This is a genomic window from Streptomyces sp. SCA2-17 (assembly GCF_044336695.1).
In genome coordinates this window covers 4,199,617-4,212,373 of record NZ_CP117521.1, presented here as the reverse complement: position 1 = coordinate 4,212,373, position 12,757 = coordinate 4,199,617, and the positions used below count along the sequence as shown (strand labels likewise).

Here is a 12,757-nt window from a genome sequence, read left to right as displayed (position 1 = left end):
AGGTCTGAGCGTCAGAGCCGGGCGTCAGAGCCGGTCATCGGCCGAGCCGGTCGTGACCGTGAAGAGCCCGCCGTCCGGGTCGCACAGCGTCGCCTCGCGCCCCACCTCCGACTCCCCCGGTTCCACGACCACGGTGCCCCCGGCCGCGAGCGCGGACTCGACGGCCTTCTCCACGTCCTCGACGCAGAAGTAGACGTGCCAGCGGGGCCGGATCCGCGGGTCGGGGGCGGCCTCGATGGCGCCGCCGCGCAGGCAGGCCACGGTGTGGCCGCCGGACCGCACCATGACGGCCTCGTCCTCGTAGCGGACCTCGCAGCGGTCGGGCCGCCCCGTGGCCCATTCGAAGACCTCGCCGTAGAAGATGGCGGAGGCGAACGCGTCGCGGGTGCGGAGCTCCAGCCAGGCCGGGGCGCCCCGCTGGCCGATCTGCCACTCGCGCAGGGTCCTGCCCTCCCAGAAGCCGAAGACGGCCCCGGCGGGGTCGGCGGCCAGCGCGGCGCGGCCGGGGCCGACGGAGAGGGGGCCGACGGCGACGGTGGCGCTGCGCTCGCGGATGCGCGCGGCGGTCACGTCGGCGTCGTCGACGACGAAGTAGGAGGTCCAGGAGACGGGCACGCCCATGCGGCGGGCGACGTTGCCGATGCCGGCGACGGGCCTGCCGTCGGAGAGGGCGACGGAGAAGTCCTCCCCGAGGCTGCCGCGGCGGAAGGTCCAGCCCATGACGGCGCCGTAGAAGGCCTGTGCCGCGGCGAGGTCGCCGGTCAGCAGGCTCACCCAGCACGGCGCCCCGGGCACGGCACGGTCAGTGACCGACATGGCCGATCGCCTCGTTTCTGTTCCGATTGCGAGTCAGGAGTCCCCGTCGGGGGTGGCCGGACCAATGGCCACGGCCCCCTGCCAGGGTTCCACTCGGCTTCCCCGTATGCATTCCGGCACGCGCTTTCCCCCCGCAGTTGATCCCATCCGAGGGAAGCCCGGCCGGAACGGGTGCGGATCAGAACTGGGTGTGCAAGTGGTCCCAGAAGCCGTCGCGCAGGGCCCGGCGCAGGTCGGCGTGCCCGCGCAGGGACAGGCCGAGCAGCGCCTCGGCCTCGACGAGGAGCTCCTGGTCGACGGCTCCGGGCAGGATGGGGTGCCCGGGGAGCAGCTCGGCGACGTTGTCGCGGCCGCGCGAGGCCAGCCACTGGGCCGCGACCTGGGCGCCGACGAACCGCACGTCGTCGCGGCCGGGCGCGGGCCGGCCGGCGAAGGCGCCGTCGGCGTACGCCTCGTGGGTGGTGCGCCGGGTGACGTACGGCTTGCAGAAGTCGAGGTCGAAGGTGCGCTGGCTGTCGACCTCCCACAGCAGCGGCTCGGCCTGGTTGCGTCCGCCGGCCGCCTCGATGCCCCACAGGTGGACGCGGGCGCCGTAGCCCTGGGCGGCCTCGACGGCCGAGACGAGGTCCTCGTCGCCGCCGATGAGGGCCGCGTCGCTGATGGCCCGGTGGCGGGCGAGCGATTCGAGGTCGGTGCGGATGAGGGAGTCGACGCCCTTCTGCTGGTTGTTGGCGTTGAGGTTGCCGAGGCGGACCTTGACGTCGGGGAGCTCGGCGATGCGCTGCTGCTCGGTGGTGTGGATGCGGCGGCGGGCGCCGTCGTACCAGTAGACGCGCAGCAGCCGGCTGTCGGGGAAGATCGTGCGCGCCCTGTCGATGAAGGCTTCGATCAGCCCTTCGGCGTCGAGGTCGAAGGAGCGGCGGTCCTCGGTGCCGGCGACGAGGCGGCCGGCGGCCGCGTACACGTAGCCGGCGTCGACGAAGATCGCGTGGGTGGAGGGGGTGGTGGCGACCTCGGCCAGCACGCGCGTGAGGAGGTCGTTGGTGCGCTGGACGGCGGCGGCGATGGCGTGCAGGTGCTCGGAGGGCTGCTCGCGTCCGGCGGACCGGTCGGGCTCGGGGGACTGCTCGTGCTCGGGGGACTGCTCGGAAGGATCCGTCATGGTGTCGTCTCGTTCGTTACGCACAGGCGGTTACGGCAACAACGCGGTCGGTTACACGGATTTAACAATTCTTAGTCATGTTAAAAATTTCCTTAGCGTAGGGAATGTTTGCAGGGGTAACATCGTTGTACCCCTACGGAACGCGCCCCACGGACGCGGTGCGTTCCGTCAGCCATGCAGTTCTCCTCAGGAGGATCAGACGAAGGGAGAAGCCGTGCGCTTCGAAATCATGCGCCTGGACGACGTCAACGGCACCGCCGTGGACAGCACCGTCGTGGACGCCGCCTCCGTCAACCGGATCGTGCAGCAGGCCGCTTCGACGGGTCAGCGCATCTATATCCGCCCGGCCGCCTCCGCGGCACAGTAGCGCCGACGCTCCTTCGCGAACAGCGACACCCCCGTACGGACTGTCCGTACGGGGGTGTCGTCGCATGTGCGACCGCGCGCCCGGCGCGGCCGCGGGTCACCTGGCCTCGATCACCTGCGTGATGCCGTTGATGATCTGCTGGACGGCCAGCGCGGAGAGCATCATGCCCGCGAGGCGCGTCACCAGCACCACGCCGCCGTCCTTGATCACCCGGATGATCAGCAGCGAGTAGCGCATCACGAGCCACAGCACGACGTGCATCGCGGCGATCGCCGCCCACACCGAGATCTGCGCGCCGGCCGAGTCCGCGTGCTGCACGGCGAGGATCACCGAGACGATCGCACCCGGCCCCGCGAGCAGCGGCATGCCGAGCGGCACGAGCGCCACGTTGACGTCCTTGGTCTGCGTCGGCTCCTCCGACTTGCCCGTGAGCAGGTCCAGCGCGATCAGCAGCAGGAGCAGACCGCCCGCGATCATCAGCGCCGGCGTGGTGATGTGCAGGTAGTCCAGGATCTGCTGGCCGCAGATACCGAAGACGGTGATCACGCCGAAGGCGACCGCGGCCGCCTGCCAGGCCATGCGGCGCTGGACCTTGGCCGGGCGGCCGGAGGTGAGGGCGAGGAAGATCGGCGTGATCCCGGGCGGGTCCATGATCACGAAGAGGGTGAGAAAGAGGGATCCGAAGACGGCGAAGTCGAACACAGGTGAGCCTTGCAGGAGTGGGTGGTGCGAGCAGGTGCGGAACGCCCGTCGGCGCGTACGGGCGTACGGCGGTGCGGGCGGGGGGCGTACGGGTGCGGTCACCCGCGCACGGCATCACCGGGGGTGGTGGGGACGGGGGTGTGCGGGCGCGACCGGAACCGGAAGAGGGGTGCGGGTCAGCCGCCGGCGCCGGGGACGGGGAACGCGCCCGTGGCCCGGCGCGTGATCTCGCCGTAGATTTCCGGGTCGGTCGTGAACTCGCCGAGCGAACAGGTCTTGCGGCTGCCGTGGTAGTCGCTGGAACCCGTGGTCAGCAGGGAGAGGTCGGCGGCGAGGCCGCGCAGCCGGGCGCGGGTGGGGGCGTCGTGGTCCATGTGGTCGACCTCGATGCCGTCGAGCCCGGCCGAGGCCAGCTCGGCTATCGCGCTCTCGGAGACGCAGTTGCCGCGCTTGAGCGCGAACGGGTGCGCCAGGACGGTGACGCCGCCGGCCGCCTTGACCAGGCGGATCGCGTCGAACGGATCCAGCTCGTGCTTCTCGACGAAGGCGCGGCCGTCGCCCGAGAGCCACTCGGAGGTGAAGGCGTCGGAGACGCTGCGCACGACGCCGAGCTCGACCATGGCGCTGGCCACGTGCGGCCGGCCGACGGCGCCGTCGCCGGCGATCTGCGCGACGCGCTCCCACGTGACGGGCACGCCGAGGTCGTTGAGCTTGGTGACCATGGCGCGGGCGCGGGGGACGCGGTCGTCGCGGACGAGGTCCCGCTCGCGGGCCAGGTCCGGCTCCAGCGGGTCGAAGAGGTACGCCAGCATGTGGACGCTGAAGCCGTCCGGGCCGGGGAGCCGGCAGGACAGCTCCGCGCCGGTGACCAGGGTCAGCCCGGCGGGCAGCGCCGCGATGGCCTCGGCGTGGCCGCCGACGCCGTCGTGGTCGGTGAGCGCCACGACGTCCAGCCCGGCCGCGGCCGCGTTGCGGACCAGCTCGGCGGGGGTGTCCGTGCCGTCGGAGGCCGTGGAGTGGGTGTGCAGGTCGATGCGCACGACACGGCTCCTCACGGCAACGGAACAACAGGGACCGCTTCAGGATAACCGGGGCCGCCCCGGGCCCCGGTCACGGCGCTTCCCGCCCGCCCGGCCGGCGCTAGCGGCCCGGTGGGGGCAGCAAGCGAGGGGAGAGCGCGCCGCACGGGAGGAGGTCCACCTCCGCGCCCGCGTCCCGCAGGTCCGTGAGGACCAGTTCGTCGTACATCAGGAGGCCCGACCGCTCGGGCCAGACCACGGCCCACAGCCACAGCCCCCGCGCCTCGCCCGCGAAGACGGCCCGGTCCTCGGGCGCGCCCTCGACGTGCCAGAGGGGCGTGGGACGCCCGGCCGCGTGCACCTTGGCGTGCGGGGAGCTGTCGACGCGCAGGGAGGCGCCGGGGTCGGGGCCGTCGATGCCGGCGTAGCGCGCGCCGAGGCCGACGCCGAGCTCCTCGGCCACCAGGAGCAGCTCGCCGGGGCCGCCCAGGGGGCTCGGCCCGGAGCAGGCGACGGCGGTGGCCCGCCCGCCGCTTCGGTCGTCCCCCGCGCAGACCACGCCCGTGAACAGCCACCCGACGGGCAGCGGCCAGGGCATCCACACGGGCACGTGGGAGCGGTTGACGACGACGGCCAGCGCATCCACGCTCGGCGGGACGACGGGCTGCAAGGGGTACACCGTGCCGTGGACGTCGCACTGCCACGAGTCGGCGAAGAGACCGGGCGCTCGCACCCGGCCACCGCACTTCGGGCAACTGGGTTCGCCCCTCATAGCCTCCAACGGTCCTCCCAGGCCGCCGCCGCGTCAAGGACGATCACCCGTCCGGACGGCGCGGGCCCGGACGGTCACCCCAGGGGTACCCCGGAGCGCTTCGGATCACGCAGGTCGGTGCCGTTCTTCAGCCACCGCTCTTGCAGCGCCTCCGCTCCCTGCACGCGCTTCCAGGCCGCCTCGTTGGGGGTCATGGGCAGCAGGGGGAGGAAGCGGACGGGGTCCATGGGGGCGTCCAGCTCCAGGTCCTCGACCAGGCCCCCGGACTCGGCGACGAGGACGGAGGTGAAGGGGGCTCCGGGCCACAGCGGTTCGCCGGTGTCGAGCGACGCGCCGGGCGCGACGACCAGGCCCTCCACCTGGGGGGACGCGGCGAGGACGGCGAGCGGGCGCAGCACCTTGTCCGTGTCGGCGAGGCCGGCGCGGACGGAGAGGACGAGCTCGGCGCGGGGGCCGCGCAAGGGATCGGCGATCACGGCCGTGGGGTCGGCCATGGGCTGGGCCGACATGCCGAGCGTGGCGTAGCGGACGACGTCCCCGTCATGGAACCGGAGGACCTCGATCCGGTCCGTGCCGAGGAAGGTCACCGCTGCGCGCGCGTCCGGTTCGCCCAGGGCTGTCCGGAGCCGGGCCTCGACCAGTGCGAGAACGTCTGCCATGCAGTGAGCATAGAACGCGTATCGAACGGGCAAAGGAGGGTATTGACGGGTCAAGTGGCTGCTAGCCTTGACCTCTGGTCAGGGAGTTACGTTCGTCCCTCAGCGGGGACCGGCCGGAGGAGGTGGGGCTGCGGTGGATCCTAGTCGACCGTGCAGTACCGGCAGTTCTCCCGTCCCTTCGCTCCGGACGCACACCCTGTGATCTGAGATCTTCCGACCCGGCAGTGCCGCCGACGTTTTCCCGGAAGTTCTTTCGCGCCCGCAGTGCCCGACGGAAGAGCGCCTTTCCCGCTTTGTTCCGTGTTCTCTGCGAAGTTCTCTGCTTCGAAGTACTCCGCTTCTCTGCGAAGTTCTCCGCGAACTGCCGTCAGCCTCCCGCACTGCTCGAAGCGCCGTCCGATGTGCGGACGTGTACCCGGCCATGGATACACGTCCACGTTCCGGACAGCGTTGCGCGCGCACTCCGCACCCGGGCTGGCGGCCGGCCCGTGAAGGAGCCCTGCCATGTCGATGATCCGCGACCTGCGCGCCGCCGTCCGTCCCGCCCTGCGCCGGGACGCCGCCCCGTACAACTACGACACCACCCGTGACCCCTCGGTCAGCAGCGCGGTCGTCGACTGCGCCGTCTACCGCGGCGGCAAGCGCATGAGCGACCACGTCAGCCCCGCCGAGGCGATGCGCCGGGTGCGGGCGGGCGGCGGCTTCGCCTGGATAGGGCTGCACGAGCCGACGGAGCGTGAGTTCTCGGGCATCGCCGCCGAGTTCGGGCTGCACCCGCTCGCCGTCGAGGACGCCGTCCACGCCCACCAGCGGCCCAAGCTGGAGCGCTACGACGACACGCTGTTCACCGTCTTCAAGACCATCCACTACGTCGAGCACGCCGAGCTCACCGCGACCAGCGAGGTCGTCGAGACCGGCGAGGTGATGTGCTTCACCGGGCCGGACTTCATCATCACCGTCCGGCACGGCGGCCAGGGCTCGCTGCGCGCGCTGCGCCACCGCCTCCAGGACGACCCGGAGCTGCTGGCCAAGGGCCCGTCCGCGGTGCTGCACGCGATCGCCGACCAGGTCGTGGACGGCTACATCGCCGTCGCCGACGCCGTGCAGGACGACATCGACGAGGTGGAGATCGACGTCTTCTCGCCCGCCGGCAAGGGCGCCTCGCGCGGCGGCGACGCGGGCCGGATCTACCAGCTCAAGCGCGAGGTGCTGGAGTTCAAGCGGGCCGTCGCCCCGCTGCTGCGGCCGATGCAGCAGCTCAGCGAGCGGCCGATGCGGCTGGTCGACCCGGACATCCAGAAGTACTTCCGGGACGTGGCCGACCACCTCGCCCGCGTCCACGAGCAGGTCCTGTCCTTCGACGACCTGCTGAACTCGATCCTCCAGGCCAATCTCGCACAGGCGTCCGTCGCGCAGAACGAGGACATGCGCAAGATCACGTCATGGGCGGCGATCTTCGCCGTGCCGACGATGATCGCCGGGATCTACGGCATGAACTTCGACCACATGCCGGAGCTGCACTGGAAGTACGGCTATCCGGCGGTCATGGTCGTGACGGTCGCCATCTGTGTCACCATCCACCGCGGCTTCAAGCGCAACGGCTGGCTCTAGCCCTTCTTCGCCACGCGGTCGGCCATGATGACGAGGCCCAGGCCGGCCATGATCACCGCCAGCGCCGGGTAGGACGCGACCGGCGGGGTCTGACCCAGCCACAGCGCCGCGATCAGGGCCGCGCCCGGCGTCTCCAGCAGGATCGCCGTGGAGGTGACGGACGGGCCGAGGCCCTTGACCACGCGGTTGATCAGCGAGTGGCCGAGCAGCTGCGCGGTGACCGTCAGGACGGCCAGCTTCAGCCACGTGCCGCCGTCGTAGCCTCCGAGGGACGCGCCGGAGACCAGGCACGCGGCGAGCAGCAGGACGGTCGTCGTGCCGTAGCAGACGTAGCTGTACGTGACCGTGCCGACCGTACGGCGCACCTCCGCGCCCAGCAGCACGTAGCCGGCGGCGGCCATGCCGCCGAAGAGCGCGAGCGCGTCCCCCGCGAGGGCGCGGGAGGACAGGGACAGGTCGACGCCGGTCAGGATCACCACGCCCAGGAACGCGAGGGCGGTGCCCGCCCACACGAGCGCGGGCGGGCGGTGGCCGCGCAGGCGCATCAGGAGCGTCGTCCAGATCGGGGTCGTGGTGACCAGGGCGGTCGAGGAGGCGACCGACGTCATCTGGAGGCTCGGCAGCCACACCCCGAAGTGCACGGCCAGCAGGGCGCCGGCGGCCACGGCCAGGAGCAGGTTCCGGCGGCCGAGAGAGAAGAGCTCGGCGCGGTGCCGGGTGAGGGCGAAGGGCGAGAGGGCGCCCACGGCCATGGCGTTGCGCCAGAAGGCGATGGCCAGGGCGGGGGCGGCGGTCGCCGCGATCAGGGGGGCCGAGAGGGAAATGCCGGAGATGGCTATCGCGAGCAGGAAGAGGTCCGTACGGACGGTGGGGTGGGGGTGGGCGTGGGCGTGGGGCCGGGGAATCGCCCCACTTGCCTTGGGCAGGGCTTCACGGCGCGTACGGGCACTGGTCACGCGTCCAGCGTAGATCTCCTGGTCGTACGGGCCACCGCGCGTCGCACGGGACGCCGCATAAAGTAGGCGGCATGACACAGACGCAGGCGCTGCTCGACCAGGCGCTCATCGAGGAGGCCACGAAGAAGTCCGGCCTCATCTGGGTGCAGGGCCCGGTGGGTCCGAGCCGTGCGCTGTGGCACGTGTGGCACGAGGGTGCCGCCCATGTGGTGGGCGGGCCCGGCGAGCAGCCGCTGGACGGGCTCGGGCTCGCCGACGGCGGCGAGGCGACGGTGACCGTCCGCAGCAAGGACAAGGGCGGGCGCCTGGTGTCCTGGGCCGCGCGGGTCACCGAGCTGCCGGCGGGGAGCGAGGCGTGGGAGGCGGCGGTCGGCGAGCTGAAGGCGAAGCGGCTGAACGCGTCCGACGCGGAGCGGGTGGCCGAGCGGTGGGCGAAGGACTGCCGCGTCCTTCGCCTGGAGCCGTCCGGGGCGACGGCGCCGCTCCCGGACACGTCCCTGACCGCGGTCCCTCTGCCGACCCCGGCCACGACGCGCCACCCGATGCCGGCAGCCCTCCCGAAACTCCTCCGGAGGGGCAGGCGGGGCACGCGCTAGCCGAGTTCCGGCGGTGCCGGACCGGGCCCCGCCCCTGAGGGGCTACGTCGCCGGGCCCGGCAACGGCGCGCCCTCCCCGGAGGGGATGCGCTTGCCGTAGTCCACCACGTCCTGCTTCGGTGGGGCCGTCAGGGCGAAGTCCTTGCCCCAGTCGGACAGTTCCAGCTGCCCCGCGCCGCCCGCGCGCTGGACACGCAGGGGGTACGGGTCGCCCATCAGCGAGACGTCGAGCTTCCCGCCCGAGCCCCCGGCGCCGTCGACCCGGATGGTCCGGGCGCCCCCCACCGTCCCGTGGTCGCCGCGCGCGAGCTTGCCGTGCAGGGCGATGAGGCCGTCCAGCAGGACGTTCTTGTCGGTGAAGCCCTTGAACTGCGCGTAGGCCGGGTCCCCGGCCGGCACCTTGACGTACTTCTTCTCCAGCTTGCCCGCGGCCGCGGCCCCGTCCCCCTTGTCGCCCCGCGACCAGAACGCCGCCGGCGCCTTCAGGAAGAGCTCGTCGCCGACCCGCAGCAGCTCGAACGTGCTGGCGTCGGAGGCGACCCGCCCGGTCCCCCCGTCCCGCTTCAGCCGCATGTCGAGCTTGTACGTGCGCCCCTGGCTGACGACGCTGCCGGAGAGGTGGACGGCCGAGGCGTCCCGCGCCGCCGTCCGCGCCTTGTCCTGGATCTTCGCCGGTTCGAGCTTGCCGACGCCGTTGGTCCCGGCGTCGGGGTCCTCCGCCGCGCCGCCGCAGGCGGTCAGGGCGACGGACAGGCCGGCGCACAGCGCTCCCACGAGAGCGGCCTTCCGGGTACGCACGTCGCTCCTGCCTCCTGTTCAGCCGGGGAAGTAGGGGGCAGCGTACCCGTGCCCGGCACAGGCGGAAGCCAGCAGTCCGGACGGCCCCCTCTCCCGCGCCGGGGAGAAGCCGGTCACGTTAGCCTGAACCGGACACCGGACCACGGAGGAGGTGCGCGGCATGGCGGCAGGCGCCCACCGGGTCTTCGTGTCGCACCTCTCGGGCGTGGCGGTCTTCGACCCCAACGGCGACCAGGTCGGCCGCGTCCAGGACCTCGTCGCGATGCTCCGCGTCGGCGGCCGCCCGCCCCGCGTCCTCGGCCTCGTCGTGGAGGTCGTCAGCCGCCGCCGGATCTTCCTGCCCATGACCCGGGTGACGGGCGTGGAGTCCGGTCAGGTGATCACCACAGGGGTGATCAACATGCGCCGCTTCGAGCAGCGCCCCACCGAGACGCTGGTCCTGGGCGAGCTCCTGGACCGGCGCGTACGTCTGGTCGACGGGGACGAGGAGGCGACCGTCCTGGACGTGGCGATCACCCAGCTGCCGGCCCGCCGCGACTGGGAGATCGACAAGGTCTTCGTGCGCCGCGGCAAGGGCGGTGCGCTGCGCCGCAAGGGCGAGACGCTCACGGTGGAGTGGTCGGCGGTCACGGGCTTCTCCCTGGAGGAGCACGGGCAGGGCGCCGCGAGCCTCCTGGCCACCTTCGAGCGGCTGCGCCCCGCCGACCTCGCGAGCGTGCTGCACCACCTCTCCCCCAAGCGCCGCGGCGAGGTCGCGGCGGCGCTCGACGACGACCGGCTCGCGGACGTCCTGGAGGAGCTCCCGGAGGACGACCAGATCGAGATCCTCGGCAAGCTCAAGGAGGAACGCGCCGCGGACGTCCTGGAGGCCATGGACCCGGACGACGCGGCCGACCTGCTCTCCGAGCTCCCGGAGGAGGAGAAGGAGCGGCTGCTGACCCTCATGCAGCCGGGCGAGGCCGCGGACGTGCGCCGCCTCCTGGCGTACGAGGAGCGCACCGCGGGCGGCCTGATGACCACCGAGCCGATCGTGCTGCGCCCGGACGCGACCGTCGCCGACGCCCTCGCGCGGGTGCGCAACCGCGACCTCTCCCCCGCCCTGGCCGCACAGGTGTACGTGTGCCGGCCGCCGGACGAGACCCCCACCGGCAAGTACTTGGGCACGGTCCACTTCCAGCGGCTGCTGCGCGACCCGCCCTTCACCCTCGTCGGCTCGATCGTGGACACCGACCTGCGGCCCCTCCCGCCGGGCACCCCCCTGCCGGCCGTCACGAGCTACCTGGCGACGTACAACATGGTCGCCGCGCCCGTGGTCGACGAGAGCGGCTCCCTGCTGGGCGCGGTCACCGTCGACGACGTCCTGGACCACCTGCTGCCCGAGGACTGGCGCGAGACCGAGCTGCACCACGGCGCTCCGGGCATGACCGAGCTGCCGGAGGCCGCCGATGGCCGGTAACGACCGCGGACGCGAGACCGACCGGCCCGGGCACCGGCCCGACCGCGCCGAGCGCGTGCGGGCCCAGTCCGAGGCCGTGCACCCGCACCCCCACCCCCGGCCGCGCGTGCGCCTGGACCTGCCGCGGGTCCGGCGCCGCGCCTGGCTGCCGGAGTACGACCCGGAGGCGTTCGGGCGGACGTCGGAGCGGATCGCGCGCTTCCTGGGGACGGGCCGGTTCATCGTCTGGATGACGGTCGTCATCGTCCTGTGGGTGGTGTGGAACACCACGGTCCCCGGGCACCTGCGGTTCGACAACTACCCCTTCATCTTCCTGACCCTGATGCTGTCCCTCCAGGCCTCCTACGCGGCGCCGCTGATCCTCCTCGCGCAGAACCGCCAGGACGACCGCGACCGGGTCAACCTGGAGCAGGACCGCAAGCAGAACGAGCGGTCGATCGCGGACACGGAGTACCTGACCCGGGAGATCGCCTCGCTGCGGATGGGTCTCGGCGAAGTGGCGACGCGGGACTGGATCCGCTCGGAGTTCCAGGACCTCGTGAAGGAACTGGAACAGCGCCGCGTATTCCCCGCGGAGAGTGAGGAACGCGACCGCTGACGGCCCTTTCCGGAGGCCCCCTCACGCGCCGTACCATCTCCGTATGGCTACCGACACGAACGGAACGTCCCCGAGCGAGGACGCGGTCCGCGCCGCGCTCGCGACGGTGAACGACCCCGAGATCCAGCGACCCGTCACCGAGCTGGGGATGGTCAAATCGGTGGAGATCGCGGCGGACGGTTCGGTCGCGGTGGAGATCTACCTGACGGTCTCCGGCTGCCCCATGCGGGAGACGATCACCAGCCGCGTGACGGAGGCCGTCGCGCGCGTCGAGGGCGTCACGGGCGTGACCGTCGGGCTCGACGTGATGAGCGACGAGCAGCGCCGCGAGCTCGCGGCCTCCCTGCGCGGCGGCACCGCCGAGCGCGAGGTGCCCTTCGCCAAGCCCGGCTCGCTGACCCGGGTGTACGCGGTGGCGTCCGGCAAGGGCGGCGTCGGCAAGTCCTCCGTGACGGTCAACCTGGCGGCGGCCATGGCGGCCGACGGCCTGAAGGTCGGCGTCGTCGACGCGGACATCTACGGCCACTCCGTCCCGCGCATGCTCGGCGCGGACGGCCGCCCCACCCAGGTCGAGGACATGATCATGCCGCCGTCGGCGAACGGCGTGAAGGTCATCTCGATCGGCATGTTCACCCCGGGCAACGCCCCGGTGGTGTGGCGCGGCCCGATGCTGCACCGCGCGCTCCAGCAGTTCCTCGCGGACGTCTACTGGGGCGACCTGGACGTCCTCCTGCTCGACCTGCCGCCGGGCACCGGCGACATCGCGATCTCCGTCGCGCAGCTCGTGCCGAACGCCGAGATCCTCGTCGTGACGACGCCGCAGCAGGCGGCCGCCGAGGTCGCCGAGCGCGCCGGCTCGATCGCCGTGCAGACCCACCAGAAGATCGTCGGCGTCGTGGAGAACATGTCCGGGCTGCCGTGCCCGCACTGCGACGAGATGGTCGACGTCTTCGGCACGGGCGGCGGCCAGAAGGTCGCCGACGGCCTCACCCGCACGACGGGCACGAACGTGCCGGTGCTGGGCGCGATCCCCATCGACGTCCGCCTGCGCGAGGGCGGCGACGAGGGCAAGCCGGTGGTCCTGACGGACCCGGAGTCCCCGGCGGGCGCCGCGCTGCGCGCGATCGCGGGCAAGCTCGGCGGCCGGCAGCGCGGCCTGTCCGGGATGTCGCTCGGCATCACGCCGCGCAACAAGTTCTGACCGGGTGCGCCGGCGGTCCTGAGCCCGGGCCCGCCGGCAGCACT

General features: G+C 72.5%; 14 protein-coding genes. 6 read left to right on the top strand and 8 right to left on the bottom strand.

Features of this window, described 5'->3' with window-relative positions:
- Positions 1-24: 24 nt before the first annotated feature.
- Both PS271_RS19250 and PS271_RS19245 read right to left on the bottom strand, forming a co-directional pair.
- A complete protein-coding gene (locus tag PS271_RS19250) occupies positions 25-816 on the bottom strand; it encodes a VOC family protein (protein WP_398383285.1) in 792 nt (263 codons plus the stop codon).
- Positions 817-994: 178 nt separating this feature from the next.
- Entirely contained in the window at positions 995-1,978 is a 984-nt protein-coding gene (locus PS271_RS19245; protein ID WP_398383283.1) for an NYN domain-containing protein, read from the bottom strand.
- Between the two features lie 214 nt (positions 1,979-2,192).
- Between PS271_RS19245 and PS271_RS19240 the strand changes: the two genes are divergently transcribed.
- Positions 2,193-2,345 (top strand): DUF8834 family protein, encoded by a 153-nt coding sequence (locus PS271_RS19240; RefSeq protein WP_169748814.1) that lies wholly within the window; start codon positions 2,193-2,195, stop codon positions 2,343-2,345.
- A 96-nt stretch (positions 2,346-2,441) separates the two neighbouring features.
- On the opposite strand, the gene PS271_RS19235 is transcribed toward PS271_RS19240, so the two are convergent.
- The 4 genes from PS271_RS19235 to PS271_RS19220 form a co-directional block, all read right to left on the bottom strand.
- Entirely contained in the window at positions 2,442-3,047 is a 606-nt protein-coding gene (locus PS271_RS19235; protein ID WP_120753582.1) for a MarC family protein, read from the bottom strand.
- Positions 3,048-3,223: 176 nt separating this feature from the next.
- Positions 3,224-4,087, bottom strand: a complete 864-nt coding sequence (locus PS271_RS19230; RefSeq protein WP_398383281.1) for a PHP domain-containing protein — start codon at positions 4,085-4,087, stop codon at positions 3,224-3,226.
- A 100-nt stretch (positions 4,088-4,187) separates the two neighbouring features.
- The gene (locus PS271_RS19225; protein WP_398383279.1) at positions 4,188-4,838 is read right to left on the bottom strand and encodes a DUF6758 family protein; all 651 of its coding nucleotides are present in this window, start codon (positions 4,836-4,838) and stop codon (positions 4,188-4,190) included.
- A gap of 74 nt (positions 4,839-4,912) precedes the next feature.
- Entirely contained in the window at positions 4,913-5,497 is a 585-nt protein-coding gene (locus tag PS271_RS19220; protein WP_398383277.1) for a suppressor of fused domain protein, read from the bottom strand.
- Positions 5,498-6,001: 504 nt separating this feature from the next.
- On the opposite strand from PS271_RS19220, the gene PS271_RS19215 reads away from it, so the two are divergent.
- Positions 6,002-7,108 carry a magnesium and cobalt transport protein CorA gene (locus PS271_RS19215; protein ID WP_398383275.1) on the top strand — a complete coding sequence of 369 codons (1,107 nt, stop codon included), beginning with the start codon at positions 6,002-6,004 and terminating at the stop codon, positions 7,106-7,108.
- On the opposite strand, the gene PS271_RS19210 is transcribed toward PS271_RS19215, so the two are convergent.
- Positions 7,105-8,013, bottom strand: coding sequence for a DMT family transporter (locus PS271_RS19210; protein WP_398386931.1), 909 nt, complete (start codon positions 8,011-8,013; stop codon positions 7,105-7,107). The two genes, PS271_RS19215 and PS271_RS19210, sit on opposite strands and share 4 nt — an antisense overlap.
- 122 nt (positions 8,014-8,135) lie before the next feature.
- On the opposite strand from PS271_RS19210, the gene PS271_RS19205 reads away from it, so the two are divergent.
- Complete coding sequence (locus PS271_RS19205; RefSeq protein WP_398383273.1) at positions 8,136-8,660, top strand: hypothetical protein; 525 nt, start codon at positions 8,136-8,138, stop codon at positions 8,658-8,660.
- 42 nt (positions 8,661-8,702) lie between these two features.
- On the opposite strand, the gene PS271_RS19200 is transcribed toward PS271_RS19205, so the two are convergent.
- Positions 8,703-9,458 carry a hypothetical protein gene (locus PS271_RS19200; protein WP_398383271.1) on the bottom strand — a complete coding sequence of 252 codons (756 nt, stop codon included), beginning with the start codon at positions 9,456-9,458 and terminating at the stop codon, positions 8,703-8,705.
- Between the two features lie 160 nt (positions 9,459-9,618).
- Between PS271_RS19200 and PS271_RS19195 the strand changes: the two genes are divergently transcribed.
- From PS271_RS19195 to PS271_RS19185, 3 genes are read left to right on the top strand one after another with little or no spacing between them, the layout of a single operon-like run.
- Entirely contained in the window at positions 9,619-10,914 is a 1,296-nt protein-coding gene (locus PS271_RS19195) for a magnesium transporter MgtE N-terminal domain-containing protein (RefSeq protein WP_398383270.1), read from the top strand.
- Positions 10,904-11,512: a DUF1003 domain-containing protein gene (locus PS271_RS19190; RefSeq protein WP_398383269.1), complete on the top strand. Its 609-nt coding sequence runs from the start codon at positions 10,904-10,906 to the stop codon at positions 11,510-11,512. Before PS271_RS19195 ends, PS271_RS19190 begins: the two co-directional genes overlap by 11 nt.
- Positions 11,513-11,555: 43 nt before the next feature.
- Entirely contained in the window at positions 11,556-12,713 is a 1,158-nt protein-coding gene (locus PS271_RS19185) for an Mrp/NBP35 family ATP-binding protein (protein ID WP_398383268.1), read from the top strand.
- The last annotated feature ends 44 nt before the right edge of the window (positions 12,714-12,757 follow it).

Coding starts and splice junctions, on each gene's coding strand:
- PS271_RS19250 (WP_398383285.1), bottom strand. CDS start 816: ATGTCGGTCACTGACCGTGCCGTGCCCGGGGCGCCGTGCTGGGTGAGC.
- PS271_RS19245 (WP_398383283.1), bottom strand. CDS start 1,978: ATGACGGATCCTTCCGAGCAGTCCCCCGAGCACGAGCAGTCCCCCGAG.
- PS271_RS19225 (WP_398383279.1), bottom strand. CDS start 4,838: ATGAGGGGCGAACCCAGTTGCCCGAAGTGCGGTGGCCGGGTGCGAGCG.
- PS271_RS19220 (WP_398383277.1), bottom strand. CDS start 5,497: ATGGCAGACGTTCTCGCACTGGTCGAGGCCCGGCTCCGGACAGCCCTG.
- PS271_RS19215 (WP_398383275.1), top strand. CDS start 6,002: ATGTCGATGATCCGCGACCTGCGCGCCGCCGTCCGTCCCGCCCTGCGC.
- PS271_RS19205 (WP_398383273.1), top strand. CDS start 8,136: ATGACACAGACGCAGGCGCTGCTCGACCAGGCGCTCATCGAGGAGGCC.
- PS271_RS19195 (WP_398383270.1), top strand. CDS start 9,619: ATGGCGGCAGGCGCCCACCGGGTCTTCGTGTCGCACCTCTCGGGCGTG.
- PS271_RS19190 (WP_398383269.1), top strand. CDS start 10,904: ATGGCCGGTAACGACCGCGGACGCGAGACCGACCGGCCCGGGCACCGG.
- PS271_RS19185 (WP_398383268.1), top strand. CDS start 11,556: ATGGCTACCGACACGAACGGAACGTCCCCGAGCGAGGACGCGGTCCGC.